25 protein-coding genes and 5 tRNA genes are annotated in these 25,805 nt (G+C 45.0%); 27 read left to right on the top strand and 3 right to left on the bottom strand.

What is annotated here, in order from left to right; all coding sequences use genetic code 11:
- Positions 1 to 110: 110 nt before the first annotated feature.
- The 3 genes from BLT41_RS07085 to BLT41_RS07075 all read right to left on the bottom strand — a co-directional run bounded on the left by BLT41_RS07085 (position 111) and on the right by BLT41_RS07075 (position 3,949).
- Positions 111 to 1,895, bottom strand: a complete 1,785-nt coding sequence (locus BLT41_RS07085; RefSeq protein ID WP_092159634.1) for a chloride channel protein — start codon at positions 1,893 to 1,895, stop codon at positions 111 to 113.
- Positions 1,896 to 1,917: 22 nt separating this feature from the next.
- Complete coding sequence (locus BLT41_RS07080; protein ID WP_092159633.1) at positions 1,918 to 2,868, bottom strand: chemotaxis protein; 951 nt, start codon at positions 2,866 to 2,868, stop codon at positions 1,918 to 1,920.
- A 115-nt stretch (positions 2,869 to 2,983) separates the two neighbouring features.
- The gene (locus tag BLT41_RS07075; protein ID WP_092160359.1) at positions 2,984 to 3,949 is read right to left on the bottom strand and encodes a tRNA dihydrouridine synthase; all 966 of its coding nucleotides are present in this window, start codon (positions 3,947 to 3,949) and stop codon (positions 2,984 to 2,986) included.
- A gap of 341 nt (positions 3,950 to 4,290) precedes the next feature.
- Between BLT41_RS07075 and BLT41_RS07070 the strand changes: the two genes are divergently transcribed.
- The 27 genes from BLT41_RS07070 (at position 4,291) to rplP (ending at position 25,804) form a co-directional block, all read left to right on the top strand.
- A tRNA-Thr gene (locus BLT41_RS07070) sits at positions 4,291 to 4,366 on the top strand.
- A 24-nt stretch (positions 4,367 to 4,390) separates the two neighbouring features.
- Positions 4,391 to 4,475: transfer RNA gene (locus BLT41_RS07065), tRNA-Tyr, on the top strand.
- Between the two features lie 59 nt (positions 4,476 to 4,534).
- Positions 4,535 to 4,610: transfer RNA gene (locus BLT41_RS07060), tRNA-Gly, on the top strand.
- Between the two features lie 44 nt (positions 4,611 to 4,654).
- A tRNA-Thr gene (locus BLT41_RS07055) sits at positions 4,655 to 4,730 on the top strand.
- Between the two features lie 71 nt (positions 4,731 to 4,801).
- Positions 4,802 to 5,995 (top strand): elongation factor Tu, encoded by a 1,194-nt coding sequence (tuf, locus tag BLT41_RS07050; protein ID WP_092159632.1) that lies wholly within the window; start codon positions 4,802 to 4,804, stop codon positions 5,993 to 5,995.
- Between the two features lie 3 nt (positions 5,996 to 5,998).
- A complete protein-coding gene (rpmG, locus tag BLT41_RS07045; RefSeq protein ID WP_092159631.1) occupies positions 5,999 to 6,148 on the top strand; it encodes a 50S ribosomal protein L33 in 150 nt (49 codons plus the stop codon).
- 14 nt (positions 6,149 to 6,162) lie between these two features.
- Positions 6,163 to 6,239: transfer RNA gene (locus BLT41_RS07040), tRNA-Trp, on the top strand.
- Between the two features lie 19 nt (positions 6,240 to 6,258).
- Positions 6,259 to 6,513 carry a preprotein translocase subunit SecE gene (gene secE / locus BLT41_RS07035; protein ID WP_092159630.1) on the top strand — a complete coding sequence of 85 codons (255 nt, stop codon included), beginning with the start codon at positions 6,259 to 6,261 and terminating at the stop codon, positions 6,511 to 6,513.
- Between the two features lie 25 nt (positions 6,514 to 6,538).
- On the top strand, positions 6,539 to 7,099 hold the full coding sequence (gene nusG / locus BLT41_RS07030) for a transcription termination/antitermination protein NusG (RefSeq protein ID WP_092159629.1): 561 nt from the start codon (positions 6,539 to 6,541) through the stop codon (positions 7,097 to 7,099).
- 73 nt (positions 7,100 to 7,172) lie between these two features.
- The gene (gene rplK / locus BLT41_RS07025; protein WP_092159628.1) at positions 7,173 to 7,598 is read left to right on the top strand and encodes a 50S ribosomal protein L11; all 426 of its coding nucleotides are present in this window, start codon (positions 7,173 to 7,175) and stop codon (positions 7,596 to 7,598) included.
- 16 nt (positions 7,599 to 7,614) lie between these two features.
- Positions 7,615 to 8,319, top strand: coding sequence for a 50S ribosomal protein L1 (gene rplA, locus BLT41_RS07020; protein ID WP_092159627.1), 705 nt, complete (start codon positions 7,615 to 7,617; stop codon positions 8,317 to 8,319).
- A 144-nt stretch (positions 8,320 to 8,463) separates the two neighbouring features.
- Positions 8,464 to 8,985: a 50S ribosomal protein L10 gene (gene rplJ / locus BLT41_RS07015; RefSeq protein WP_092159626.1), complete on the top strand. Its 522-nt coding sequence runs from the start codon at positions 8,464 to 8,466 to the stop codon at positions 8,983 to 8,985.
- Between the two features lie 44 nt (positions 8,986 to 9,029).
- Complete coding sequence (gene rplL / locus BLT41_RS07010; RefSeq protein WP_092159625.1) at positions 9,030 to 9,413, top strand: 50S ribosomal protein L7/L12; 384 nt, start codon at positions 9,030 to 9,032, stop codon at positions 9,411 to 9,413.
- A 300-nt stretch (positions 9,414 to 9,713) separates the two neighbouring features.
- The gene (gene rpoB / locus BLT41_RS07005) at positions 9,714 to 13,817 is read left to right on the top strand and encodes a DNA-directed RNA polymerase subunit beta (protein WP_092159624.1); all 4,104 of its coding nucleotides are present in this window, start codon (positions 9,714 to 9,716) and stop codon (positions 13,815 to 13,817) included.
- 60 nt (positions 13,818 to 13,877) lie between these two features.
- Positions 13,878 to 18,035 (top strand): DNA-directed RNA polymerase subunit beta', encoded by a 4,158-nt coding sequence (gene rpoC, locus BLT41_RS07000; RefSeq protein ID WP_092159623.1) that lies wholly within the window; start codon positions 13,878 to 13,880, stop codon positions 18,033 to 18,035.
- 159 nt (positions 18,036 to 18,194) lie between these two features.
- Positions 18,195 to 18,566, top strand: coding sequence for a 30S ribosomal protein S12 (rpsL, locus tag BLT41_RS06995; RefSeq protein WP_085100839.1), 372 nt, complete (start codon positions 18,195 to 18,197; stop codon positions 18,564 to 18,566).
- Positions 18,567 to 18,589: 23 nt separating this feature from the next.
- A complete protein-coding gene (gene rpsG / locus BLT41_RS06990) occupies positions 18,590 to 19,060 on the top strand; it encodes a 30S ribosomal protein S7 (protein WP_092159622.1) in 471 nt (156 codons plus the stop codon).
- A gap of 12 nt (positions 19,061 to 19,072) precedes the next feature.
- A complete protein-coding gene (fusA, locus tag BLT41_RS06985; protein ID WP_092159621.1) occupies positions 19,073 to 21,142 on the top strand; it encodes an elongation factor G in 2,070 nt (689 codons plus the stop codon).
- A gap of 241 nt (positions 21,143 to 21,383) precedes the next feature.
- Positions 21,384 to 21,701 carry a 30S ribosomal protein S10 gene (gene rpsJ / locus BLT41_RS06980; protein ID WP_085100847.1) on the top strand — a complete coding sequence of 106 codons (318 nt, stop codon included), beginning with the start codon at positions 21,384 to 21,386 and terminating at the stop codon, positions 21,699 to 21,701.
- Positions 21,702 to 21,712: 11 nt separating this feature from the next.
- Positions 21,713 to 22,345: a 50S ribosomal protein L3 gene (gene rplC, locus BLT41_RS06975; protein ID WP_092159620.1), complete on the top strand. Its 633-nt coding sequence runs from the start codon at positions 21,713 to 21,715 to the stop codon at positions 22,343 to 22,345.
- An 11-nt stretch (positions 22,346 to 22,356) separates the two neighbouring features.
- Positions 22,357 to 22,977 carry a 50S ribosomal protein L4 gene (rplD, locus tag BLT41_RS06970; protein ID WP_092159619.1) on the top strand — a complete coding sequence of 207 codons (621 nt, stop codon included), beginning with the start codon at positions 22,357 to 22,359 and terminating at the stop codon, positions 22,975 to 22,977.
- A gap of 2 nt (positions 22,978 to 22,979) precedes the next feature.
- Positions 22,980 to 23,270, top strand: a complete 291-nt coding sequence (rplW, locus tag BLT41_RS06965) for a 50S ribosomal protein L23 (RefSeq protein ID WP_092159617.1) — start codon at positions 22,980 to 22,982, stop codon at positions 23,268 to 23,270.
- Between the two features lie 3 nt (positions 23,271 to 23,273).
- Positions 23,274 to 24,104 carry a 50S ribosomal protein L2 gene (gene rplB / locus BLT41_RS06960; protein WP_092159616.1) on the top strand — a complete coding sequence of 277 codons (831 nt, stop codon included), beginning with the start codon at positions 23,274 to 23,276 and terminating at the stop codon, positions 24,102 to 24,104.
- Between the two features lie 9 nt (positions 24,105 to 24,113).
- A complete protein-coding gene (gene rpsS, locus BLT41_RS06955) occupies positions 24,114 to 24,395 on the top strand; it encodes a 30S ribosomal protein S19 (protein ID WP_015337856.1) in 282 nt (93 codons plus the stop codon).
- Between the two features lie 12 nt (positions 24,396 to 24,407).
- Complete coding sequence (rplV, locus tag BLT41_RS06950) at positions 24,408 to 24,740, top strand: 50S ribosomal protein L22 (protein ID WP_092159615.1); 333 nt, start codon at positions 24,408 to 24,410, stop codon at positions 24,738 to 24,740.
- 9 nt (positions 24,741 to 24,749) lie between these two features.
- Positions 24,750 to 25,391 carry a 30S ribosomal protein S3 gene (gene rpsC / locus BLT41_RS06945; RefSeq protein ID WP_092159614.1) on the top strand — a complete coding sequence of 214 codons (642 nt, stop codon included), beginning with the start codon at positions 24,750 to 24,752 and terminating at the stop codon, positions 25,389 to 25,391.
- The gene (rplP, locus tag BLT41_RS06940) at positions 25,391 to 25,804 is read left to right on the top strand and encodes a 50S ribosomal protein L16 (RefSeq protein WP_092159613.1); all 414 of its coding nucleotides are present in this window, start codon (positions 25,391 to 25,393) and stop codon (positions 25,802 to 25,804) included. The genes rpsC and rplP overlap by 1 nt, the downstream gene beginning before the upstream one ends.
- Position 25,805: the final 1 nt, after the last annotated feature.

Raw genomic sequence — 25,805 nt, 5'->3', positions numbered from 1 at the left:
GAACAAGAACAGAAACTGGAGCCGCCGCAGGAATCAGTGCCTGAACAAGAACAGGAGCAAAAACCGGAGCAGAAACAGAAACCGGAGCAGAAACAGAAACCGGAATAGAGTTAGTCTCTGGCGGAAAGAGATAAAATTCTGTTTCTTTGCCTTTTTTTACGAAACATTTTGAAGGCTTCGATTGACTTAATAATTCCGATGACCTTGTTTTGACTGTCTGTAACCGGGAGAAAAGAGACTCCTGTCCGTTCGAAAAGCATTAGCGCTTCTTTTAGATTAGAATCCAGCGGAACTGAAACAATGGTTCTGTTCATGAGAGAATCGACAATTGCAGGAAGTTCTTTCAGGTAGTCTGGATCCTTGAAGTAGGCGCGCATGTCTCGCAACGTTAAAATTCCTTCTAAGGTATCCTCCTTGTTTATTACCGGAAAGTGCGGAAAAGGGGAACTCAGGACCATTTCCATTGCTTTGTGCAGTGAATCTGACGAATTGAGTGTGTCGAAATCTGTTTCCATCACTTCTGCTACAGCGACATTCACCAGCACAGACTCATCGTGCCCTCTGATTATGTTTACCCCTTGGCGCAGTAATTTGGACTCGTAAATTGAGTACCCGTTGAGAAGTCTGACTACGAGTGTACTGGTGATGCAGCCGACCATCATGGGCAATATAATTTTATATGAGTAAGTAAGCTCGAAAACAGTCAGAACTGCGGTTATAGGGGCAAGAGTAGTTCCAGCAACTACCGTTCCCATTCCGACCAGAGCATATTGACTGTGAGTCAACGCCAAATCCGGCAGAAGCATGTTAATACCTGTACTGACGGAAACGCCCAGAGTTGCCCCAAGCACCAGTGACGGAGCGAAAATCCCTCCGCTCATGCCTGAACCAAGGCAAAGCGATGTTGCAACCATTTTGGCGACTAGAAGGAGCAAGGCTAGGTCAAGAGGCAGTATTCCAGTCAGGCCAAGGTTGATGGTTTCGTATCCGACTCCCAGTACTCCGGGAATCTTAAGAGCAATCAGACCAAGGATAAGTCCTCCAAGTCCCGGCTTCATCCAGTCTTTAATCGGAATTTTGTCGAAGATGTTTTCACTAGTTCTGATCATTGCAACAAATGTCAGTGAAACAAATCCCGCCAGAATACCCAGAATGAAAAATATGATAAGTTCTTCGAAGTTATTGAAAGTGAAATGAGGGGCGTCGAAGGTTGGAAAATCTCCCCAGAAAAATTTTGAAAGAGCGGAAGCCGTTACTGAGGCTACTATTATGTGGCTGATATAAGATATTTCGGTGTCGAGCAGTAGTATTTCGATAGCAAAGAGAGTTCCGGTCAGCGGTGCATTGAATGTTGCGGATATTCCGGCAGCGGCTCCAGCGGCTACGCAAACAGGGAGCATGCTTTTATCTAATTTGAATAGTCTAGATACTGAGGAGCCTAGTGATGCTCCTATCTGAACGATAGGGCCTTCCCGGCCTACTGATGCTCCGCAACCTATCAGAAGACTTGTTACGATTGCTTTTAAAAAAGTGATTCTGTGCCGGATTACGCCGCCGCGAACAGCTATAGCTTTGATTACCTCCGGTACTCCCGGACCTTTGGCTTCAGGAGCCCAGCGGGTAATGATCACTCCAGCAATAAGTCCGCCGGCACAGGGGAGTAGCAGTACAAGCCACCATGGGGAATTTGTTACGCTTTCGAGGAAATTGTGCCCTTTATTCCAGAATGTTGACTGGAACAGCTCTATTAGCCATCTAAAAAAAAAGGCTCCCATCGCAGCAGCAAGGCCGATGACAACGGAAAAGGTCATTAACAGCAAGTATTGAGTTCGCGGGCTGTTAAATCTTGATTCAGACCTTTTTCCGTTGTTGCCTAGTCCGTCGCGGGAAACCATAGTAAGTGGATTTCCATGCTGGTTATTTTCTTATAAGGGCAATGGCTCTTTTCGCAAGTTCTGTTACTTCCGGTTTTGATATCTGGTCATCAGCTCCGACTGATACCCCTTTATGGCGCAGCTTATCGGTAATGATAGAGGAGAAAAGGATAACAGGAAGTTCTTTGAGAATTGGATCGGCCTTAATGCGTACAGTCAGATTGTGTCCGTCCATAACCGGCATTTCGATGTCGGAGACGACCACATTGATAAAATCTGTGATGGGTCTGTCTTCCTCGATGGATTGATTTTTCAGTATAAGCAGCTTGTCCCAGCATTCACGTCCTGTCTTAGCTGTTTCAACCAAAAATTTAGCTCTGGTCATAAGCTCGAACAGCATTTCGCGAATAAGTGTTGAGTCATCAGCGATCAGAGCTTTGTATCCACCTGTAACGTCCCAGTCTATGGAATCGTCAAGCTGAAGACCCAGTGCAGGGTTAAGTTCTGCGACAATCTTTTCCAGATCAAGGATAAGAGAAATACGGTCATCAAACTTTACAACACCAGTAATCGAATCTTGAGAGAGGGTAGATACGTAAGTTGAGGGAGCCTCAACCTTTTCCCAGCTGATTCGGTGAATTCTAGTTACGCCTGAGACTAGAAAAGCTGAAGATACGTTGTTGAACTCTGTAACGATTACTTTAGGAGGTTCAGTTTCAACACGTTTTTTATTGAGCCAATAGCTTAAGTCGACAAGTGGAATAACCTTGTTACGAAGATTGAATGTACCCATTATTGCAGGGTGCGCAACCTTAGGCAGATGAGTAACCTTTTCAGGCATTCTTATAATTTCGAGAACTTTTGCTACGTTTACACCGTAAAACCCACGGTAGTTTTCTTCCCCGTCTTCCTGGGGAGGTTCTTCAAGCCAGAACTCAACGATTTCAAGTTCGTTGGTACCTGCTTCAAGTAAGATGTCGGTCTGGGATGACATAGTGGTCTCCGGTAATGTTCTGGTCATATGTATGATTACAAAATATATATTACCCTTAGATGAGACTAACCGTCAACACAGAGGGTAAAAAAATAACAAATAAATATTAAAATAGTTACTCGTTGATCAAAAACGATATTTTTCGGACTGCATCCAGAAGTTCATCCCAGTTTTGACACTTGGAAATACTGCCTCGAACAGCTCTTATCCCGTTGAGTCCTTTAGCATATCTGGGAAGTATGGATCGAATTTTTCTAAAGGAACCGTTGCTTTCATCAAATTCGCGGCTTGATAGAATATGTTCTTCCATTGTTTTTCCTAAATCAAATTCCGGAAGGGAATCGCAATTCGGCTCGTCAATAAGTTTTAAGTAACGCGAAAAGATCGCAGGATCATATAAAGCGCCACGGGCAAACATAATACCGTCGATTCCAGTCTGTCTTATACATTCGATACCGTCTTCAGCCGTAAAAAGATCACCGCTTCCTATTACAGGGATTGATACATGCTTTTTAAGAATGGCTAGCTTTGACCAGTCTGCGGTGCCGGAAAACATCTGCTTGGCATATCTCGGGTGGAGGGTGATCCAGCCGATGCCTACATCTTCGAGCCTGCGGGCCACTTCAAGGTAATTATCTTCCCCGGACATGAATCCGAGTCTGATTTTAACTCCTACATGGCCTTCTCCTGCGACTTTAACCATGTTCGCTGCGGTTTCTATTAACCTGTCAGGTTCAAGCAGCAGGGCGGAACCTCCACCGGCCTTAAGTACTTTTTTGACTGGGCATCCCGAGTTTAAATCAAAGAAAGAGTGGCCCTGATCAATCAGTTCAGGCATAGTATCAAGGTAATCTTGCGGATCTCCTCCAAAGAGTTGAACTACAAGCGGATTATCTTCAGGGCAGGTAGTAAGTAAGGACTTGGTTCCGTTACCATTATATTTAAGCCCCTTCACGCTGATCATTTCAGTGCAGGCGACTGCACAGCCTCTATTTCTGCATAACATACGAAATGGAAGGTCGGAATATCCTGCCAGAGGAGCGAGCCAAGGTTTTTTGGGATGTATAGAAAGTAAATTCATATGGTTATACCTGAAATAAAAAAGTGTTTGAATAGAGAAAGTACAAATTTCTTGAGGAGGCATGAAATACACCAAAAAGACATAAAGTCAATGTTTACCTGCCTTGCCGGGGGAGTGAAGGTTTTGAGTAGTGAAAAAAAATAAAAAAAAATAAAAAAAGGTGTTGACTTATAAGTCGATTTCCCTTTAAACCCCGCTTCGTTGCTTCGGCGAAACACAAGTTCATTCAAATTTTTCACTTTGCACTTCGAAGACAAAACTTTCACCTCGGTGAAAAAAAAAGTCCAGAAAAAGCTTGCAATTCCGAAAAAGAACTTGTAGTTAAATCGCTCGTTAAATGTGCTGGCGTAGCTCAATTGGTAGAGCAGCTGATTTGTAATCAGCAGGTTGCGGGTTCAAGTCCCATCGCCAGCTCCATAAGTAACGGATGAAAAATATAGTGGTGGGGTTCCCGAGTGGCCAAAGGGAACAGACTGTAAATCTGTCGGCTTCGCCTTCGGAGGTTCGAATCCTCCCCCCACCACCACTATTAGATAATCGCGCTGTAGGAGACAGGGAGACCTGTTGTGTAACTACGGACAAAGAGCGGGAATAGCTCAACGGCTAGAGCATCAGCCTTCCAAGCTGAGGGTTGCGAGTTCGAATCTCGTTTCCCGCTCCATTTCTGAATTTACCTCCCATAGTCCACCTGCGCGTTTAATAGAAGCCCACGTAGCTCAGTCGGTAGAGCACTTGCTTGGTAAGTAAGAGGTCTCCGGTTCAAGTCCGGACGTGGGCTCCATACATTTATTTAATGACCTTTGAACGCTTTAAATCAGCACGAAGCTGAAAGAAAATTTAGGGGGATTTATCATGGGAAAAGCTAAATTCGAACGGAAGAAGCCTCATGTTAATATCGGTACCATCGGTCACATTGACCATGGTAAGACAACTTTGACCGCTGCTATCACTAAGATGGCTGGTCTTTCAGGAAATGGCGAATACGTTGCCTTCGACCAAATTGACAAGGCTCCTGAAGAAAAAGAACGCGGTATCACTATTGCTACTGCTCACGTAGAATACGAAACTGCTAATCGTCACTACGCACACGTTGACTGTCCTGGTCATGCTGATTACATCAAGAATATGATTACTGGTGCAGCACAGATGGACGGAGCAATTCTTGTTGTGGCTGCAACTGACGGTCCTATGCCTCAGACTCGTGAGCACATCCTGCTTGCTCGTCAGGTTGGTGTTCCTTTCGTTGTTGTTTTCATGAACAAGTGCGACATGGTTGACGACGAAGAGTTGCTTGAACTCGTAGAAATGGAAATTCGTGAACTTCTTTCCGCCTACGACTTCCCCGGTGATGATCTTCCAATCATCCAGGGTTCAGCTCTTAAAGCTCTTGAATGTGATGATATCAAAAGCGACGAAGCAAAGCCTATCTTTGAACTTCTCGAAGCTTGTGACACTTACATTGAAGAGCCTGTACGTGATATCGATAAACCTTTCCTTATGCCAATCGAAGACGTTTTCTCCATCTCAGGTCGCGGTACTGTTGTAACAGGTCGTGTTGAGCGCGGAGTTGTTAAAGTTGGTGAAGAAGTTGAAATCGTAGGTATCAAAGACACCGTCAAGACAACTTGTACCGGTGTTGAAATGTTCCGCAAGCTCCTCGATCAGGGGCAGGCTGGCGACAACGTTGGTGTACTCCTTCGTGGTACCAAGCGCGAAGATGTTGAACGTGGACAGGTTCTTGCCGCTCCAGGTTCCATTCATCCTCACACAAAATTCAAGGCAGAAGTCTACATCTTGAATAAAGATGAAGGCGGACGTCACACTCCATTCTTCTCCGGATACCGTCCTCAGTTCTACTTCCGTACTACCGATATCACTGGTATCGTAACACTGGAAGAAGGCGTAGAAATGGTAATGCCTGGTGACAACGCAACATTTATTGTTGAGATGATCAACCCAATCGGCATGGATCCGGGACTTCGCTTCGCTATTCGCGAAGGTGGCCGCACCGTTGGTGCTGGGGTTGTAACTGAGATTATGGAGTAAGACATGCGTGTCAAAGTTCTGATGCAGTGCACCGAGTGTAAACGTCGTAACTATTCGACGATGAAGAATAAAAAGAACACTACTGGTCGTATTGAATTGAAAAAGTATTGCCCTTTCGATAAGAAGCATACTCTTCATAAAGAAACCAAGTAGATTCTATAAAACGCAGGCCAGTAGTTCCAACGGCTAGAACGCCGGTCTCCAAAACCGGATGCTGGGGGTTCGAATCCCTCCTGGCCTGCCACTTCATTTTGGGAATCAATATGGCCAAGAAAAAAAATAAAAGTGCGGGATCTCAGCTGACCAATACTGAAACTCGTGGAATTGGTGCTAAATTCAAAGAATTTGCCGAATTTCTAGAGCAGTCAAAGGTCGAGATGAAGAAGGTCGTATGGCCTACTCAGAAAGAGACTATTCAGACCTGTACCGCTGTCTTGGTCCTTGTCGTAGTCATGTCTATATTTCTGGGTGTTGTTGACCTAGGCCTCTCAAAATTTGTTGAGGCTATTTTATCTTAAATCAACTCAAACAACAGAAAGCCTCATGAACGAAGACGCTGAAAAACCTCAGGGAAGGAAAGCCCGTTGGTACATAGTTCATGTCTATTCAGGATATGAACAGCGGGTTGAGCAGACTGTCCGTGAAATGATGAGAATTGGTCAGGACAATGATCTGATCGAAGAAGTCGTTGTTCCCACGGAAAAAGTGGTCGAGTTGGTCAAAGGGGAAAAGAGAACGTCTACTCGGAAATTTTATCCGGGTTACGTCATGATCAAAATGATCATGGAAGATGAGTCCTGGCATCTCATCCAATCTATCCCACGCGTAACTGGATTCATCGGTGGTAAAAACCGCCCGACTCCAATGCGTGACAGCGAAGCAGCTAAAATTCTGAGCCTGATGGAAGACCGTCAGGAACAGCCGAGACCTAAGTTCAACTTTGATCGGGGCGACGATGTCCGGGTCATTGACGGACCTTTCAGCGGTTTCAACGGCCTCGTAGAGGATGTCAACTACGATAAAGGTAAGCTTCGCGTGTCAGTTTCCATATTCGGTCGCCAGACTCCGGTGGAACTGGACTTTGTTCAGGTTACCAAAGGGTAATTCTGACCGCACTGCATTATATTCATTCCGACAGTGAGCACCCTCACTGAATTTTTATATAGGACATAAAGCGATGGCCAAGAAAGAAATAGGCAAAATTAAGCTTCAGATTCCAGCTGGATCAGCTAATCCGTCCCCACCGGTCGGACCTGCGTTAGGTCAGCATGGCGTCAATATAATGGAATTCTGCAAAGCGTTTAACGCTAAAACGCAGGACCAAAAGGGCATGATCACTCCGGTCATTATTACTGTCTATCATGACAGGTCCTTTTCCTTCATTACTAAGACTCCTCCGGCTTCCACATTATTGCTTAAGGCTGCAAAGCTAGCAAAAGGTTCCGGAGAGCCAAACAAGAACAAAGTCGGTAAGGTTTCCAAAGCCCAGGTTGAAGAAATCGCTAAGCTTAAAGCTCCCGACTTGACCTCTGCAAATACTGAAGCTGCTATGAAAAGCATCATGGGCACAGCCCGCAGTATGGGCATTGAAGTCACAGACTAGGTGAGGGGAAAAGATCATGCCTAAGCACGGAAAAAATTACAGAAATGCAACTGAAGGGACAGATTCATACGGTTTAACCGTTGAAAATGCTGTCAAACTTGCAGTTGAAAAGGCGTATGCAAAGTTCGACGAGACCGTTGATGTAGCCATCAACCTTGGAGTCGACCCCAAGTATTCCGATCAGATGATTCGTGGAGCAGTAACCCTGCCTAACGGACTCGGAAAAGAAGTAAGAGTAGCTTGCTTCTGTAGTGGGGAAAAAGAAGCGGAAGCCAAAGCTGCCGGTGCCGATTTTGTCGGTGGCGAAGATTTGGTTGCGAAAGTTAAAGACGGATGGCTTGATTTCGATAAAGCCATTGCTACACCTGATATGATGGCGAAAGTCGGTCTTATCGGTAGAGTACTTGGACCTCGCGGTCTGATGCCTAATGCTAAAACTGGAACCGTTACTTTTGACGTAGCTAAAGCCGTTAGCGAAGTTAAAGCTGGACGCGTAGAATTCAAGGTCGACAAGGCCGGTGTTCTTCATGCTCCTATCGGGAAAGTTTCTTTCGGTGCTGAAAAGCTCCTTGAGAATCTTAAATCCCTTCTTGATACTGTCAACAAACTTAAACCTTCAACGGTTAAAGGGACTTACATGAAAGCAGTTGCCGTGGCTACCACCATGGGCCCTGGTTTCAGAGTAGATCCATTGGCAGCAAGAAAGTACGTAGAGTCCTAAATCATCAGATGCCGCCTTTGGCGGCTTTTGATGTTTAAATACACGGGAAGTTTAGTCGAAGAAAGCAGGAGGGATGGTCCCTTAATTTCCTGCCGAGACATTACTTTGACTTGCTTTCCGGGTCAAATCATTAGGAGTGTTAAGGTGAAAAGGCAAGATAAAGCCCAGATTATTGAACAGCTCAAAGAAGTAGCTGAAAGGGCGAGCATTGCCATCGTTACTGACTTTAAAGGGCTTGGAGTTGAAGATTTTACTAATCTTCGCGCTAAACTTAGAGAAGTCGGTGTCGATTGCCAAGTCGTTAAGAACACTCTGGCCCGGTTGGCTTTTGAGGGTACCGATCACGGTATTCTCGCCGATAAATTCAAGGAAAACTGTGCGATTGTAACTGGATATGAAGATCCTGTTGCTGCAGCTAAGGTTGTTGCAGAATTTGCAAAAGAAAGTAAAACTTTCGAACTGCGTTTTGCATCCCTTGAGGGCAAGTATCTTGACGAAGATGGCGTAAAAGCTCTTTCCCTGCTTCCGAGCAAGGAAGAACTCTTAGGTAAGGCTCTTGGCACAATGAATGCTGTGCCCACAAACTTTGTGAGAGTTCTCGCAAATGTACCTCGCGGACTTCTGAACGTTCTTACAGCTGTTAAGGACCAGAAGGAAGCTGCATAACCGCCGAGTCAAGGCAATTCAAAGAATCCCAGGAGGAAATTTCCATGGCAGATATCACAAAAGACCAGGTTGTAGAATTTATTTCCAGCATGACAGTTCTCGAACTTTCTGAGTTCATCAAAGAACTTGAAGAAAAGTTTGGCGTATCCGCAGCAGCTCCAGTAGGCGTAGTCGCCGCAGTAGCTGGTGCAGACGCTGGTGCAGCAGCTGAAGAACAGACTGAATTCGACGTTATCCTTAAGGGTGCCGGCGGAAACAAAATTGCTGTTATCAAAGCTGTCCGCGCTCTCACAGGCCTCGGTCTGAAAGAAGCTAAAGCTAAAGTAGACGAAGCTCCTGCAGCTATCAAAGAAGGCGTAGAAAAATCAGAAGCAGAAGAAGCTCTTAAGCAGCTTACTGAAGCTGGTGCTGACGCTGAAATGAAATAGCTCAAGCAAATTCATTGTCAATGCAAGAGGAGCGCACGCCCCCGCACAGGGGTTGCGCTCTTCTCGCTGTTAAAAAGATTGACAAAATTGCCTGATGAACTATTTAGATTAGATTCAGACTCGCGCAGATGGTTTTTCATTGCGTAATCTAAATAGTTAAAAAATTTCTCGTTGTAGGCAAAATTGTTCTGCCGCACTATGTTCGTCTTGCACTTTTTGGCGTACCAATGATTTATTATTGGTTGATGTTCGTCAAATCGCTTCTTCCCAACCCTAACCTTCTCACTTGATGAGGATACGATGGGTCAGCTCAGAAAAATATTTGGAAAGATCAAAGTCACACTGCCGGTACCTCACCTGCTTGAATTGCAGGTTGATTCCTTTGTAAAGTTCCTTCAGGAAGGCGTTGCGCCGGCCAGTAGGGCAGACATTGGTTTAGAAGGGGTATTTCGTTCGGTTTTTCCTATTGAAGACTTCAACAAAACTGCAAGTCTTGAATATGTTAGCTACGATATCGGTGAGCCTAAATATGATATGGACGAGTGTATCTCGAAGGGACTTACTTATGAAGCCCCTATCCGTATTAAGGTTCGTCTCGTAGTCTTTGATGTTGATGAAGAATCCGAAAGCAGGACTATTCGCGACATTAAAGAGCAGGACATTTATTTCGGAACCGTACCGCTCATGAGTGAGCAGGGTACGTTTATCATAAACGGTACTGAACGCGTAATTGTTAACCAGTTGCAACGTTCTCCCGGTATCATTTTTGAACATGATTCGGGTAAAACACATACCAGCCGTAAAGTTCTTTATAGTTGCAGGGTCATTCCCATGCGCGGTTCATGGCTGGATTTTGATTTTGACCATAAAGATATTCTTTATGTTCGTATTGACAGGCGTCGTAAAATGCCTGCGACTGTTCTTCTTAAAGCTATGGGGCTGTCTAAGCAGGATATTCTCGACTTTTTCTATGAAGTTGAAGAATACAAGCTTGATAGACACATTGCACGACGTAAAGTTGTAGAAAATCAGTACCGTAAAGAAACTGCATGGGTTGATCTCTCACTCGAAGATGGCAAAGTCATCGTAGAGCGTGATAAACCTATTACTAAGTTCGGTTGGCGTAAGCTTGTCCGCGGCGGCGTTGAATATATCGAAGTTGATCCTAAATGCATTATAGGACAATTTGCTGCTGTAGATATTACTGATCCTGATACAGGTGAAGTTATTGCTGAGTCTGCTGACGAAATTACTGAAGAAGTTTTTGAAAGAATACAGGAAGTCGGCCTTAAAGAAGTGAAAGTACTTCTTACTCTGGGCGCGGATACCTCCTCTTCTTTGCGTGATACTCTCATGTTGGATAAGAGTGCAGACGTCGAAAGTGCGCAGATCGAGATCTACCGCAGACTTCGTCCAAGTTCTCCTCCGACTGCAGAAATTGCTGCAAACTTCTTTGAGAATTTGTTCCGCAGTTCAGACTACTATGACCTTTCATCCGTTGGTCGTTACAAATTAAATGCACGTCTTGCAGTTGATACTCCTCTTGAATTGAGGACTCTCACTAACGGAGACATTTTAAAGGCTGTTCTGCTTCTTTGTAAACTTAAAGACAGTCATGGTCCTGCTGATGATATCGATAACCTTGGTAACAGACGTGTACGTCCTGTTGGCGAGCTTGTCGAAAATCAATACAGAATTGGTCTAGTTCGTATGGAAAGAGCTATCAAGGAGCGCATGAGCCTCCAGGAAGTAGCAACTCTTATGCCTCATGACTTGATCAATCCTAAGCCTGTAGCAGCTGTTCTTAAAGAGTTCTTCGGAACATCTCAGTTGTCACAGTTTATGGATCAGACGAATCCGCTTTCCGAGGTAACTCATAAGCGTAGATTGTCTGCTCTTGGACCCGGCGGTCTTACCCGTGAACGTGCAGGATTTGAAGTCCGTGACGTTCATGTAAGTCATTACGGCAGAATCTGCCCTATTGAAACTCCTGAAGGACCAAACATCGGTCTTATCGTTTCCTTGACAACTTATTCCAAGGTTAACGAATTCGGTTTCATTGAAAGTCCTTACCGGACAATCAAAGATTCCACTATGACTGATGAAATATTATATTATGACGCGACTAGAGAAGTTGGTCACGTTGTTGCTCAGGCAAACGCGCCTATTTCTGCTGAGGGATCATTCGTTAATCCGCTTGTAACCTCACGCCGTAACGGTGATGTTTCCATGATGCCTCGTGAAGACGTAACTCTCATGGACATCAGCCCGAGTCAGACAGTTTCTGTTTCAGCTGCACTTATTCCGTTCCTTGAACATGATGATGCTAACCGAGCACTCATGGGATCGAATATGCAGCGTCAGGCTGTTCCACTTCTTAAAACAGCTCAGCCTTTAGTCGGAACCGGAATGGAAGCAAACGTTGCGCAGGATTCCGGTAGTTGTCTACTTGCTGAATTTGACGGATATATTGATTACGTTGATGCAGAACGTCTCGTACTTAGATATGATGACGGGATTTATCCTGATACCGGTGGTATAAAACATTATGAGCTTCAGAAATGGCATAAGTCCAATCAGAACTCATGTTATGGTGCCCGTCCGAGACTTCAGGTTGGAACCCGCGTTTCTAAGGGTGAAGTTCTAGCTGACGGACCTGGAATCAAGGACGGAGAACTTGCTCTTGGTAAAAACCTTCTCGTGGCATTTATGCCTTGGTGTGGTTTTAACTTTGAGGATGCCATTCTTATTTCAGAACGTGTTGTAAAAGAAGACGTTTACACCTCAGTTCATATTGAGGAATTCGAACTCGTAGCACGTGATACCAAGCTTGGACCCGAAGAAGTTACTCGCGATATTCCTAACGTCAGTGAAGATATGCTCAGCAATCTTGACGAATGTGGTATTATCCGTCTTGGAGCCCGTATCACTCCCGATGATATTCTCGTCGGAAAGATCACTCCTAAAGGTGAAACACAGCTGACTCCTGAAGAAAAACTCCTCAGAGCTATCTTCGGTGATAAAGCTCGCGATGTAAAAAATACATCTCTCAAGGTTCCACCGGGAATCGAGGGAACTGTTATTGACGTTAAGGTGTTTAACCGCAGATCCGGTGAGAAAGATGACCGTACTAAGGCCATCGAAGATTTCGAGCTTTCTAAGCATGATATGAAAGAAAGCAAACATATCGATTCTCTCACTATTAAGACTCGCGAAAAAATTAACGCCGTCGTTAGTAACAAGCAGATCAACCAGACTCTTATGGGACGCAGAAAGGGTGAAGTTCTTGCAGAAGCAGGACACACTATTACTGATGCTATCCTTAGTGAAATACCACTTAAGAAACTGGGCGGTCTTTTCTCAGACAAAGACACCAATGAAGCTGTTAAATATCTTCTTGGTGAATATGATAAGCAGATACGCGTTATTAAGGGCATTTATGACGTTAAGCGCGAAAAAGTCACCGAAGGTGATGATTTGCCTCCTGGCGTTATCAAAATGGTCAAGGTCTACATTGCGGTTAAGCGTAAGCTTTCCGTAGGTGATAAAATGGCTGGACGCCATGGTAACAAGGGTGTTGTTTCTTGTATTCTTCCTGAACAGGATATGCCGTTCTTTGCAGACGGTACTCCGATGGACATCGTTTTGAACCCTCTTGGGGTTCCTTCTCGAATGAATATCGGTCAGATTATGGAAACACATCTTGGTTGGGCAGCTCTTGAACTCGGACATAAGTTCGCAAGAATGTTTGATGCCGGTACCGCCCTTGATGAAATACGTAAAGAGGTCAAGAGCACCTTCGATTCAGAAGATGTTTTTGAACTTGTTGACAGTCTTGATGATGATGAATTCAAAGATGCTCTTAATAAAGCACGTGAAGGTATTGTCACTAAAACCCCTGTTTTCGACGGTGCTACAGAGAAAGAAATCTGGGATCTGGTTGTAAAAACCGGGATTCCTGACGACGGTAAAGTCACCCTTTGGGATGGACGTACCGGAGAACCTTTCCACAACCGCGTAACAGTCGGGGTTATGTACATTCTTAAGCTTCATCATTTAGTTGATGAAAAGATTCACGCCCGTTCAACCGGACCTTACTCGCTGGTAACTCAGCAGCCTCTTGGTGGTAAAGCTCAGTTCGGTGGACAGAGACTCGGGGAAATGGAAGTTTGGGCACTTGAAGCATACGGCGCAGCCTACCTGCTTCAGGAATTCCTGACTGTCAAATCTGATGATGTTACCGGTCGTGTTAAAATGTATGAAAAAATCGTCAAGGGTGATAACTTCCTTGAAGCTGGACTCCCTGAATCGTTTAACGTTCTGATTAAAGAGCTTATGTCTCTTGGTCTTGATGTTACTTTGCTTCAGGATGACGAAGAAGAAACTTCCGCTATAACGAAATAATGAGCGCGGGGCCGCAAGGCCCCGCGACTAGATAAACCTTTTCACGAAAGGGGTATATTAATGAGTCTGGACGAATTGTTCACTATGCGTAGAACATCCGGCGCAGGCGACGCAGGGCGTGGCCTCAAAGGAATTCAGATTTCCATTGCTTCTCCTGAAAAGATCAGAGAATGGTCTTTCGGTGAAGTTAAGAAGCCCGAGACAATTAACTATAGAACTTTTAAGCCTGAAAGAGATGGACTCTTTTGTGCTAAAATTTTCGGACCTGTTAAGGACTACGAGTGTAACTGCGGTAAGTATAAGCGCATGAAGCATCGCGGCATTGTCTGCGAAAAATGCGGTGTTGAAGTTATTGCTTCCAAGGTTAGACGTGAACGTATGGGGCATATTGAACTTGCTGCCCCTGTTGCTCACATCTGGTTCCTTAAAACACTTCCTTCTAAGATCGGCACGCTTTTAGATATTACTATGGCTGATCTTGAGAAAGTTCTATATTTTGATTCATATATAGTCCTTGAGCCGGGTGAGACACCTCTTAAGGCACATCAGATTATTTCTGAAGACCAGTACTTTCAGGTTATAGATCATTACGGTGAAGATGCCATCAAAGTCGGAATGGGAGCTGAGACAATCAAGGGTCTGCTTGCAGAAATTGATATGCTTACTCTCCGGACTGAGTTGCGCGAAGAATCTCTGACAACACGTTCGCAGACCAAGAAAAAGAAGCTTACTAAACGCCTTAAAATCGTTGAAGCCTTCCTTGAGTCTGGCAATAATTGTCAGTGGATGATCATGGATGTAATTCCGGTCATTCCTCCAGAACTTCGTCCTCTTGTTCCTCTTGACGGTGGACGTTTTGCAACTTCTGATCTTAATGATCTTTATCGTCGTGTTATTAATAGAAATAATCGTCTTAAAAGACTGATTGAGCTCGGGGCTCCTGATATTATCATCCGTAATGAAAAAAGGATGCTTCAGGAATCTGTTGATGCTCTCTTTGATAACGGACGCCGTGGCCGCGCAATTACCGGAACTAATGGTCGTCCTCTGAAATCCTTGTCTGATATGATTAAGGGTAAGCAGGGACGTTTCCGTCAGAACCTTCTTGGTAAACGTGTCGACTATTCTGGTCGTTCTGTTATTGTTGTTGGGCCTAAGCTCAAACTGCATCAGTGTGGTCTTCCTAAGAAGATGGCTTTGGAACTTTTCAAGCCGTTTATTTATGCAGAGCTTGAACGCAGAGAAATTGCAACTACCATCAAAAGTGCAAAGAAAATGGTAGAGCGTGAAGATTTGGTTGTATGGGATATTCTTGACGACGTTGTTCGTGAATATCCTATTATGCTTAACCGTGCTCCTACTTTGCATAGACTCGGTATTCAGTCTTTTGAACCGACTTTGATCGAAGGTAAAGCTATTCAGCTTCACCCGCTTGTATGTTCTGCATATAACGCTGACTTTGACGGTGACCAGATGGCTGTTCACGTACCTCTTTCTGTTGAAGCACAGATTGAGTGCCGTGTTTTGATGATGTCTTCAAATAATATCCTTTCGCCTGCGAATGGACAGCCGATCATCAACCCGAGTCAGGATATCGTTCTTGGACTCTATTATCTAACTGTTGATCGTTCTTTTGCCAAAGGTGAAGGCATGATCTTCGCCGGTCCTTGGGAAGTTATTACTGCCCTTGATGCCGAAGTTGTAAGCCTGCATGCTCGCGTTAAAGTAAGAATTGACGGCAAACTTGTAGATACTACTTGTGGTCGTATTCTTGTTGGTGAACTGGTTCCTGAAGGCATGAGCTATGATCAGGTTAACATGGTTATGACCAAGAAGAATATTGCACGCCTCGTTTCCGATGCTTACCGCACAGCGGGTAGTAAGGCGACAGTTATTCTTTGTGATAGACTTAAAGACCTTGGTTATGAGCACGCAACAAGAGCCGCTATTACTATCGGCGTTAAAGACCTCACAATTCCTAAAAAGAAAGCCGGTCTGCTTGAAGATGCTTATATCGAAGTTGAAAATATTGAAGCTCAGTACCGTGAAGGTATCATTACCCGTACTGAAAAGTACAACAAGGTAGTCGACGTTTGGACGAAAGTTACTAATGATGTTTCAAGTGAAATGACTCTTGAAATGTCTGCTGATATTCTGACTGATCCAGTGACAGGAAAACAGGAGTCTAACTCCAGTTTCAACCCTGTCTTTATGATGGCTCACTCAGGTGCAAGAGGTAACCAGGACCAGATGAGACAGCTTGCAGGTATGCGTGGTCTGATGGCCAAGCCTTCTGGAGAAATTATTGAAACACCGATTACTTCTTCATTCCGTGAAGGTCTTTCGGTTCTTCAGTACTTTATTTCCACTCATGGTGCTCGTAAAGGTCTCGCGGATACTGCACTTAAAACTGCAAACTCCGGTTATCTTACTCGTCGTCTGGTTGATGTTGTTCAGGACGTTACTGTTGCTGAAAATGATTGTAGAACAGTTGACGGTCTTGAACTTACTCATTACATCAAGGGCGGAGAAATAAAAGAACGCCTCTCCGAAAAAGTACTTGGTCGTGTGACAATCCATCCCATAACCAAGGAAGGAACTGATGAAATTTTAGTTCCTGCTAATACTTTAATTGATGAACGCTTTGCGAAACTTATTGATGATAACGGCATCAACTCGATGATCGTTCGTTCACCACTGACTTGCAGAAGCAAGCAGGGTGTATGCGCTATGTGTTACGGTCGTGACCTTGCAAGAGGACATATCGTTAACGTTGGTGAAACTGTCGGTATTATCGCAGCACAGTCAATCGGTGAGCCGGGAACTCAGCTCACAATGCGTACCTTCCATATCGGTGGTACGGCTAGTCGTGAGATTCAGCAGTCATCTTTTGAAGCTCAGCATAACGGTTCAGTAGTACTTAACCGTATGCGCTCAGTTCGCAATGTCGAAGGACATCAAATGGTCCTTGGTAAGAGTTGCCAGGTTGCTATTGTGGATGAGCAGGGTAGAGAACGTGAAAAATACGTTCTGCCTCTGGGTGCTAAACTTTACGTGGAGGACGGGCAGGAAGTTACCCATAATACGGTCTTGGCCGAATGGGATCCGCTTGCAGAACCGTTCATCACTGATGTTGCAGGTACGGTTAAATTTACCGACTTAGTTGAAGGTAAAACATTCCAGGAAAGGATTGATGAAGCCACTAACAGGGCAACATATACGATTACTGAATACCGTACCACGAACTTCAAACCGTCAATGTCTATTTGCGGCGAAGATGGAGAGCCTTTGACTCGTCCAGGGTCAACCTTAAAAGCTACTTATCCTCTTCCTGTAGGTGCTCTTTTGATGGTAAAAGACGGTGACACAGTCACCGGTGGTGAAATTATTGCACGTAAACTTCGCGAAACTTCGAAGACCAAAGATATTGTTGGTGGTCTTCCTAGAGTTGCGGAGCTGTTTGAAGTGCGCAAACCAAAGGAACTTGGAATCATTACGGAGATTGATGGTGTGGTCTCCTACGGACCCGAATCCAAAGGCAAGCGCAAAATCATTGTTACACCTGAAGTTGGAGTTACCAAGGAATACTTGGTACCAAAAGGACGTCATATTACTGCTCAGGAAGGAGACTTCGTTGAAGCTGGTGATTTGATGACTGAAGGACTTCCGGAACTTCATGACATCTTGAAAGTTAAGGGCGAAAAATATCTCGCACGCTTTCTGGTGGAAGAAATTCAGGACGTTTACCGCTTCCAGGGTGTTGGAATTAACGATAAGCATATCGAAGTTATTGTCCGTCAGATGCTCAAGAAAGTTTCCATCGTTGATCCCGGTGAAACTCACTTTCTTGTTGCAGAACAGGTGGATAAGCAGCGGTTTATGGAGAAAAATGAGGAAGCTGTCAAAAACGGGCTTAAGCCTGCTACAGCTCAGACTCATGTTCTCGGAATTACTCAAGCTTCACTTTCAACTGCGTCATTTATTTCTGCTGCATCATTCCAGGAGACGACAAAGGTTCTTACCGAGTCATCCCTGCGCGGCAAGAAAGATTATCTGCGCGGCTTGAAAGAGAACGTAATCGTCGGTCGCTTGATTCCTGCCGGAACCGGCTTCCGTAGATATGCGCAGACTGCAGTGATCGTTCCTGATCAGCCGGAACGTGCCGATAAGTTTCTTGAGGAATTAGAAGACGAGCCGTTGCTCATTAATGAAAGATAATGCTAGCGCCAGTACGCAGTTAAACATGATTTTAGAACAGGTCGTTGCAGCCTGATTCTAATCTGAATTCATATTTAGATTGGATTTGTTCTTGACAAATCTCGAAAATTTAGTCTAACTGCGTCGGTCTTTGCATAACGAAATAAATTTGGAGGGTTCATGCCAACCATTAATCAGCTCATTAGAAAAGGGCGTGAAAAGCAGCTTAAGCGTAAGAAGACTCCTGCTCTTCAAGCTTGCCCCCAGCGTCGTGGAGTATGCACTAGAGTGTATACAACCACCCCTAAAAAGCCTAACTCCGCACTGCGTAAAGTCGCACGTGTGCGTTTGACTAATAGCATCGAAGTAACCGCTTACATTGGTGGTGAAGGTCATAACCTTCAGGAACATTCCGTGGTACTAATCCGCGGTGGTAGAGTAAAAGATTTACCTGGTGTTCGTTACCATATTGTTCGCGGATCACTCGATACCGCTGGTGTCGCAGATCGTCGTAAGGGTCGTTCTAAGTACGGCGCTAAACGTCCTAAATAGTTTTTATTCTAAGGAGTATTAATATGCCTCGTAAAGGTCCAGTACCCAAGAGACAAATTCTTCCTGACCCAGTTTATGGTAGTCAGCTTGCAACTAAGTTCATGAATAGACTCATGTTCGACGGCAAGAAGAGTGTTTCTGAAAAAATATTTTATGAAGCTCTTGCATTCCTAGGTGAAAAAACCCAGGAAGATCCAATCAAAGCTTTTGAAAAAGCAATTGAAAATGTTAAACCTCACGCGGAAGTTAAATCACGCCGTGTCGGTGGTGCAACTTATCAGGTTCCAGTTGAAGTCCGTCCTGAACGTCAGGGTTCTTTGGCTATCAGGTGGCTGATAAATCAGGCACGTTCCAGAGGTGAGAAAGGTATGGTCGCTCGTCTTAGTGGTGAATTCCTCGACGCTTATAACAAGCGTGGTGGTGCTGTTAAGAAGAAAGAAGACGTTCATCGCATGGCTGAAGCCAACAAGGCTTTTGCTCATTACCGTTGGTAATCGGAGTTTATCGTGTCTAAGAAGGTTACAAGTGATAAACAGCGTAATATTGGTATTATGGCCCACATTGATGCGGGTAAAACTACCACTACTGAACGCATATTATACTATACCGGTGTTTCACACAAAATAGGCGAAGTTCATGACGGCGAAGCCACCATGGACTGGATGGTTCAGGAACAAGAGCGCGGCATCACTATCACTAGTGCTGCTACCACATGTTTCTGGAAAGATTACCGTATTAATATTATTGATACACCAGGTCACGTTGACTTCACAATGGAAGTTGAACGTGCTCTGCGTGTGCTCGATGGAGCTGTAGCAGTATTTGATGCTGTTGCAGGCGTTGAGCCTCAGTCTGAAACCGTATGGCGTCAGGCTGATAGATATAATGTTCCACGTATCGCTTTCATTAATAAAATGGACCGTACTGGAGCAGATTTCTTCCGTTGTGTTGATATGCTGCGTGATCGTCTCGGTGCTAAAGCAGTACCGCTTCAGATCCCAATCGGCAATGAAGATAAATATCTCGGATCAGTCTGTCTTGTAACTGGTAAAGCTTACACATATCATGATGATACAATGGGTAAGGATTACAGCGTAGAAGACATTCCAGCCGATATGGTTGATCAGTACGAGTCAATGCGTCTTGAAATGATCGAAGCTATAGCAGAAGAGAATGAAGAACTTCTTGATAAGTACCTCGGTGGTGACGAGCTTACCCCTGAAGAAATTATCAAGGGTATCCGTGCAGCTACAATCAGCTTGAAAATATGCCCTGTTCTGTGCGGTACCGCATTTAAGAACAAAGGTGTACAGCCACTGCTTGATGCTGTTATTGATTATCTTCCTTCTCCTCTTGATATTCCTGCAATGGTAGGGATTGATCCGGACAATGGCGAAAGCATTGAATGTCCTTGTGACATTGACAAGCCGCTTGCAGCTCTTTCATTCAAACTGATGACAGACCCCTTTGTCGGTCATCTTACATTCCTTCGTCTTTACTCCGGTAAAATGGCTAGTGGTGATACATACATCAATGCTGCCAGCGGTAAAAAGGAACGTATTGGTCGTCTTCTTAAGATGCATGCTAACAAGCGTGAAGAAATTAAGGAAGCGTTTGCAGGGGATATCGTCGCTGCTGTTGGACTTAAGTCTATGGCTACCGGTGATACTCTTGCAGAACTGAAAAAAGCTGTAGTTTTGGAATCTCTTGATATTCCAGAACCAGTTATTGAAGTTGCAATTGAGCCTAAAACCAAAGCTGATAGAGACCTCCTTAGTGCTGGTCTTGCTAAGCTTGCAAAAGAAGATCCTTCTTTCCGCGTCAAAGGTGACGAAGAAACAGGGCAGACTCTTATTGCTGGTATGGGTGAACTTCATCTTGAAATCATCGTTGACCGTCTGCTTCGTGAATTCAATGTTAATGCTAACGTTGGAGCACCAAGGGTTTCATATCGTGAAACCATTACTAAGCAGGTTGAGTCAAACCTTAAATATGCTAAACAGTCTGGTGGTCGTGGTCAGTACGGACATGTTGTCGTTACCATTGAGCCTAACCCAGAGAAAGAATACGAGTTTGTTGATGAAATTAAGGGCGGAATTATTCCTAAAGAATACATTCCAGCAGTTGACCGTGGTATTCATGACGCCATGAAAAACGGTGTAATCGCAGGATTCCCCTTAGTTGATATCAAAGCAACACTGACCTACGGTTCTTATCATGACGTTGACTCCTCTGAGCAGGCTTTCTACATTGCCGGTTCAATGGCTCTCAAAGACGCAGTTAAGAAGGCTGGTCCACAGCTTCTCGAGCCTATCATGGCTGTTGAAGTCGTTACCCCTGATGATTACCTTGGTGATGTCATGGGTGACCTTAACGGTCGTCGTGGTAAGGTCAGCAACATGGAAGGCCGTGCTAACGCACAGGTCATTAAATGTGATGTCCCTCTTAGTGAGATGTTTGGTTACGCAACCGACCTTCGCTCCAAGACTCAGGGACGTGCAACATTCTCCATGCAGTTCGATCATTACGAGCCGGTTCCAGCAAGTATTGCAGAAGAGTTGATCAATAAAAACTAAGATAAAAATAAGTTTATCCTAGTTTTTACTTGACAGCGACAGCTGAAAAGCAGTAAGCCTCCCGAACCCACAGTGTTTGGGAGGCTCTTTATTTTTTACGGGAGTCGCCCGTGAAACCACGGAGATAAGGTATAAGGTCCGGCATGCTGGCTGGACGACCATACCAGGCAATGAGAGGAACCTCACAAGCCTTTCAGCCGTTGCAAGCTAGCCGTCTCTGAATCTATTCAGGAGTATTATTATGGTTTCTATGACTAATGATCGAATTCGTATCAAGCTCAAGGCTTACGATTACCGTATCCTTGATAAGGCTGTAACTGAGATTGTGGATACTGCCCGCAATACCGGCGCAGCTATCGCAGGTCCCATCCCATTGCCTACACAGATTCACCGCACAACAGTGCAGAAATCTGTGCACGTAGACAAAAAGTCTCGTGAGCAGTTTGAGATGCGGATTCACAAGCGTCTGCTTGATATCCTTGAACCCACCCAGCAGACAGTTGATGCGCTAGGCAAGCTTAGCCTGCCCGCAGGCGTCGACGTCGAAATTAAGCTATAGGGGGGGGCAACATGGCAAAAACTATCGGACTACTCGGTAAAAAATTGGGCATGACCCGCGTGTTCTCTGACGATGGTAGCATTGTACCAGTCACAGTTCTCGAAATTGGACCATGCCCTGTCATTCAGGTTAAGACTAAAGAGAAGGAAGGCTATAACGCCATCCAGATCGGATACGACTCACTGCCCGAGCGCAAGGTGAACAAACCCTCTAAGGGACATCAGGATAAAGCCGGCAAAGGCTATTTCCGCCATCTGCGCGAATTCCCGCTTGAGTCTGTAGCTGATTATGAACTTGGCCAGGAAATCTCTGTTGACATCTTTACTCCAGGTGAAAAGGTTAAAGTAACCGGCACATCTAAAGGTAAAGGTTTCCAGGGCGTAATGAAACGTTGGAACTTTAAAGGTATGAAAGCATCTCACGGTGTTGAAAAAGTTCATCGTTCACCTGGTTCAATCGGCCACGCTACTTTCCCTGGTAAAGTCTTTAAGGGTAAAAAAATGCCCGGTCAGATGGGTAACGAGCGCGTCACTGTTTCCAACATTGAGATCGTTGACGTTCGCACCGAGGAAAACGTTCTCGTGGTTAAGGGACAAGTTCCTGGAGCCAAGAACGGATTGGTGATGATCCGCAAGACCAGCTAGAGGGAAAAAACATGGCTACCATTACTATATACGATCAAACGAAAAAGGAAGTAGGGAGCATGGATCTTGCTCCGGAAGTATTTGAAGTTCCGGTCAAGCCCGAAATCCTGAACCTTGTTGTCCGCGCTCAGCTCGCTGCAAAGCGTAGCGGAACTCATGCCACGAAAACTCGTGCTATGAAACGCGGCGGCGGCGCCAAACCTTGGCGTCAGAAAGGAACAGGACGTGCACGTGCCGGTTCCACCCGTTCTCCGCTTTGGCGGGGTGGTGGTGTGACTTTCGGTCCACAGCCTAGAGACTACTCCTTCAAGGTTAATAAAAAGGTCCGTCGTCTTGCTCTCAAGATGGCTCTTACTTCAAGATTCAGCGAAGAACAGCTGATGATTATTAAGGATATCGACCTTCCCGAGATTAAAACTAAGCTTTTCGCTCAAGTTGCAGAAACTCTCGGACTTTACAAGGCCTTGATTATTGTCAAGGATGCTGATAATAAACTCCTCCTTTCTGCGAGGAATATCCCAGGCATCAAGATGATCTCCGCTGACCAGATAAATGTTTATGACATTTTGCGTCATCGTCAGGTTGTTATGCTTGAGAATGCAGCACAGGATCTGCAGGAGAGGTTAAAATAGTCATGGACTATACTCAGATTCTTATCAAACCGGTCATTTCGGAAAAGGCTACCGACATTAAAGAGACTTCTAATCAAGTCACTTTTTATGTGCTACCTTCTGCCAATAAGGTTGAAATCAAAAAAGCTGTTGAAAGCGCTTTTGATGTTAAAGTCGATTCCGTTCGTGTTATTAGGAAAAGACCCGGTCTTCGCAGAAAGTTCGGTCGCGTTGTCGGTAAGCAGTCCGGCTATAAAAAAGCTTATGTTAAGCTTTTTGCGGGCGAAAAAATCGAATTCTTCGAGGGAGTTTAAGAGATGGCTACTCGTAAACTGAAACCAACCTCACCTGGTCGCCGGTTCCAGACGATCTCAACATTTGATGAGATCACTAAGTCTACACCGGAAAAGGCTCTTACTAAAGGGTTGACCAAAAAGGCTGGTAGAAACAATAACGGTAGAGTTACCTCACGTCATCGTGGCGGTGGTACTAAGCGTCTTTACCGTATCATCGACTTCAAGCGTAATAAAGTTGAAGTCCCAGCAACTGTTGCTTCAATAGAATACGATCCCAACAGAAGTGCTCGCATCGCTCTGCTTAATTACGCAGACGGTGACAAACGCTATATTCTCGCTCCGGTTGGTCTCAACCAGGGTGATAAAATTATTGCAGGAGAAAAAGCCGATATCAAACCCGGTAATGCTCTCCTTCTTAAGAATATCCCTGTTGGTACTATCGTTCATAATATAGAATTGCATCCCGGTAAGGGCGGACAGTTTTGTCGCGCTGCCGGTACTTACGCTCAGCTTGTGGCTAAAGAAGGCAAATATGCTCTTATGCGTATGCCTTCCGGTGAAGTCCGCAAGGTTCTCGCAACATGTTGTGCTACCATTGGTCAGGTTGGAAATATCCAGCACGAAAAGATCACTATAGGTAAAGCAGGACGTAATCGCTGGCTCGGTCGTAGACCTAAAGTCAGGGGTGTTGCTATGAACCCTGTTGACCATCCACTCGGTGGTGGTGAAGGTCGTAGCTCCGGTGGTAGACACCCTTGCTCTCCGTGGGGTATGCCTGCTAAGGGATACAAAACACGTAGTAAGAAGAAACCTTCTTCCAAGCTCATCGTTAAACGCCGCGGGCAGAAGTAGGAGACTGTAATGCCAAGATCACTGAAAAAAGGCCCGTTTATAGACGATCATCTGCTTAAAAAGGTCGTAAAGGCTCAGGACTCTGGAGACCGCAAGGTAATTCAGACCTGGTCCAGACGTTCAACCATCATTCCAGAAATGGTGGGACTGACCTTCGCAGTTCACAATGGCCGTAAGTTTATTCCTGTCTTCGTCACAGAAAACATGGTAGGACACAAGTTGGGTGAGTTTTCACCTACTCGTACTTATTATGGACATGCGGCAGACAAGAAAAGCAAAGCCAAACGCTAGAAGGGTTAAGCAATGGAAGCTAGAGCTATTGCAAAATATATGCGCATTTCTGCACAGAAAGTGCGCTTGGTAGCGGAAAACATCAAAGGGAAGCCTGTTGAGGAAGCTCTCAACATACTGAAGTTCACACCCAAAAAGGGTGCCGAAATGCTCAGTAAAGTGCTATATTCTGCTGTTGCTAATGCAGAGCAGATTCCCGGAGTGGATGTTGACACTCTCCGAGTATCCGTCGTCAAAATTGACGAAGGTCCTACTTGGAAGAGGATTCAGCCCAGGGCTATGGGACGTGCGTTCAGAATTCTGAAGCGTACGAGCCATATAACCGTCGTAGTAAAAGAATCGTAGGGTAGTGTCATGGGTCAGAAAGTACATCCATACGGGTTCAGGCTTGGTTATACCAAGAACTGGCTTTCCAGGTGGTTCAGCAAAAAGGACTACCCCGCTTTCGTCTGTGAAGACGACAGCATTCGTAAATATGTTAAAGAGAAGATCTTTCATGCAGGCGTAGCGAAGATCGAGATCGAACGTGCCGGTGGCAAAATTCGTCTCATCATTCACACTGCTCGTCCCGGTATTGTTATCGGTCGTAAAGGTGTTGAAATCGAAAAACTCCGCAATGATCTTCGTCAAAAATATAATAAAGAATTCGCCCTTGAAGTAAGTGAAATTCGCCGTCCAGAAACAGACGCGCAGCTCGTTGCAGAGAATATTGCTCAGCAACTCGAACGCCGTGTAGCTTTCCGTCGTGCGATGAAACGTACTGTAGGTCTTGCTCGCAAATTTGGAGCAGAGGGAATCAAGGTTGCATGTGCTGGTCGTTTGGCCGGTGCTGAAATCGCTCGTACTGAATGGTACCGCGATGGCCGCGTTCCTCTTCAGACCCTTAGAGCTGACATTGATTATGGTGTTGCGAGAGCAAGTACCACTTACGGTGTCATCGGCGTTAAGGTCTGGATCTTTAAAGGAGAAATTCTTGACCACGAGGTGAAACAGTAATGCTTTCACCTAAAAAAATGAAATTCCGTAAACGCCAGAAAGGTCGTAACAAGGGTAAAGCTCAGCGTGGTTCCACAATCGCATTTGGTGATATCGCCATTAAGACTTTGGAGCACGGAAAACTGAGTAACAACCAGATTGAAGCCGCACGTATCGCTATTATGCGACACATTAAACGTGGTGGACAAGTCTGGATCAGGATTTTTCCTGATGTGCCAGTTACTGCCAAGCCTGCTGAAGTCAGACAGGGTAAAGGTAAAGGTTCCGTAGTTGGTTGGTGCGCACCAGTCAAACCAGGACGCATTCTTTACGAAGTAAAAGGTGTAGACCTTGCGCTCGCTAAAGAAGCCCTAGTTCGTGCATCTCACAAGCTTTCTGTCAAGACTACTATTGTAGTTAAGGAGGGTTTGTAAA

Source organism: Maridesulfovibrio ferrireducens (assembly GCF_900101105.1).
GTDB lineage: Bacteria > Desulfobacterota > Desulfovibrionia > Desulfovibrionales > Desulfovibrionaceae > Maridesulfovibrio > Maridesulfovibrio ferrireducens.
This window is presented reverse-complemented; position numbering and strand designations above follow the sequence as displayed.

Excerpts from the sequence above, each read along its gene's own strand:
- rpsJ (WP_085100847.1), top strand. The coding sequence starts at position 21,384 with ATGGTTTCTATGACTAATGATCGAATTCGTATCAAGCTCAAGGCTTAC.
- rplW (WP_092159617.1), top strand. The coding sequence starts at position 22,980 with ATGGACTATACTCAGATTCTTATCAAACCGGTCATTTCGGAAAAGGCT.
- rpmG (WP_092159631.1), top strand. The coding sequence starts at position 5,999 with ATGCGTGTCAAAGTTCTGATGCAGTGCACCGAGTGTAAACGTCGTAAC.
- rplA (WP_092159627.1), top strand. The coding sequence starts at position 7,615 with ATGCCTAAGCACGGAAAAAATTACAGAAATGCAACTGAAGGGACAGAT.
- rpsS (WP_015337856.1), top strand. The coding sequence starts at position 24,114 with ATGCCAAGATCACTGAAAAAAGGCCCGTTTATAGACGATCATCTGCTT.
- rpoB (WP_092159624.1), top strand. The coding sequence starts at position 9,714 with ATGGGTCAGCTCAGAAAAATATTTGGAAAGATCAAAGTCACACTGCCG.
- rplD (WP_092159619.1), top strand. The coding sequence starts at position 22,357 with ATGGCTACCATTACTATATACGATCAAACGAAAAAGGAAGTAGGGAGC.
- BLT41_RS07075 (WP_092160359.1), bottom strand. The coding sequence starts at position 3,949 with ATGAATTTACTTTCTATACATCCCAAAAAACCTTGGCTCGCTCCTCTG.
- rplP (WP_092159613.1), top strand. The coding sequence starts at position 25,391 with ATGCTTTCACCTAAAAAAATGAAATTCCGTAAACGCCAGAAAGGTCGT.
- rpsC (WP_092159614.1), top strand. The coding sequence starts at position 24,750 with ATGGGTCAGAAAGTACATCCATACGGGTTCAGGCTTGGTTATACCAAG.
- rplL (WP_092159625.1), top strand. The coding sequence starts at position 9,030 with ATGGCAGATATCACAAAAGACCAGGTTGTAGAATTTATTTCCAGCATG.
- rpsG (WP_092159622.1), top strand. The coding sequence starts at position 18,590 with ATGCCTCGTAAAGGTCCAGTACCCAAGAGACAAATTCTTCCTGACCCA.
- tuf (WP_092159632.1), top strand. The coding sequence starts at position 4,802 with ATGGGAAAAGCTAAATTCGAACGGAAGAAGCCTCATGTTAATATCGGT.
- rplB (WP_092159616.1), top strand. The coding sequence starts at position 23,274 with ATGGCTACTCGTAAACTGAAACCAACCTCACCTGGTCGCCGGTTCCAG.
- rplC (WP_092159620.1), top strand. The coding sequence starts at position 21,713 with ATGGCAAAAACTATCGGACTACTCGGTAAAAAATTGGGCATGACCCGC.
- rplK (WP_092159628.1), top strand. The coding sequence starts at position 7,173 with ATGGCCAAGAAAGAAATAGGCAAAATTAAGCTTCAGATTCCAGCTGGA.
- rpsL (WP_085100839.1), top strand. The coding sequence starts at position 18,195 with ATGCCAACCATTAATCAGCTCATTAGAAAAGGGCGTGAAAAGCAGCTT.
- BLT41_RS07085 (WP_092159634.1), bottom strand. The coding sequence starts at position 1,895 with ATGGTTTCCCGCGACGGACTAGGCAACAACGGAAAAAGGTCTGAATCA.
- BLT41_RS07080 (WP_092159633.1), bottom strand. The coding sequence starts at position 2,868 with ATGTCATCCCAGACCGACATCTTACTTGAAGCAGGTACCAACGAACTT.
- secE (WP_092159630.1), top strand. The coding sequence starts at position 6,259 with ATGGCCAAGAAAAAAAATAAAAGTGCGGGATCTCAGCTGACCAATACT.
- rpoC (WP_092159623.1), top strand. The coding sequence starts at position 13,878 with ATGAGTCTGGACGAATTGTTCACTATGCGTAGAACATCCGGCGCAGGC.
- rplV (WP_092159615.1), top strand. The coding sequence starts at position 24,408 with ATGGAAGCTAGAGCTATTGCAAAATATATGCGCATTTCTGCACAGAAA.
- nusG (WP_092159629.1), top strand. The coding sequence starts at position 6,539 with ATGAACGAAGACGCTGAAAAACCTCAGGGAAGGAAAGCCCGTTGGTAC.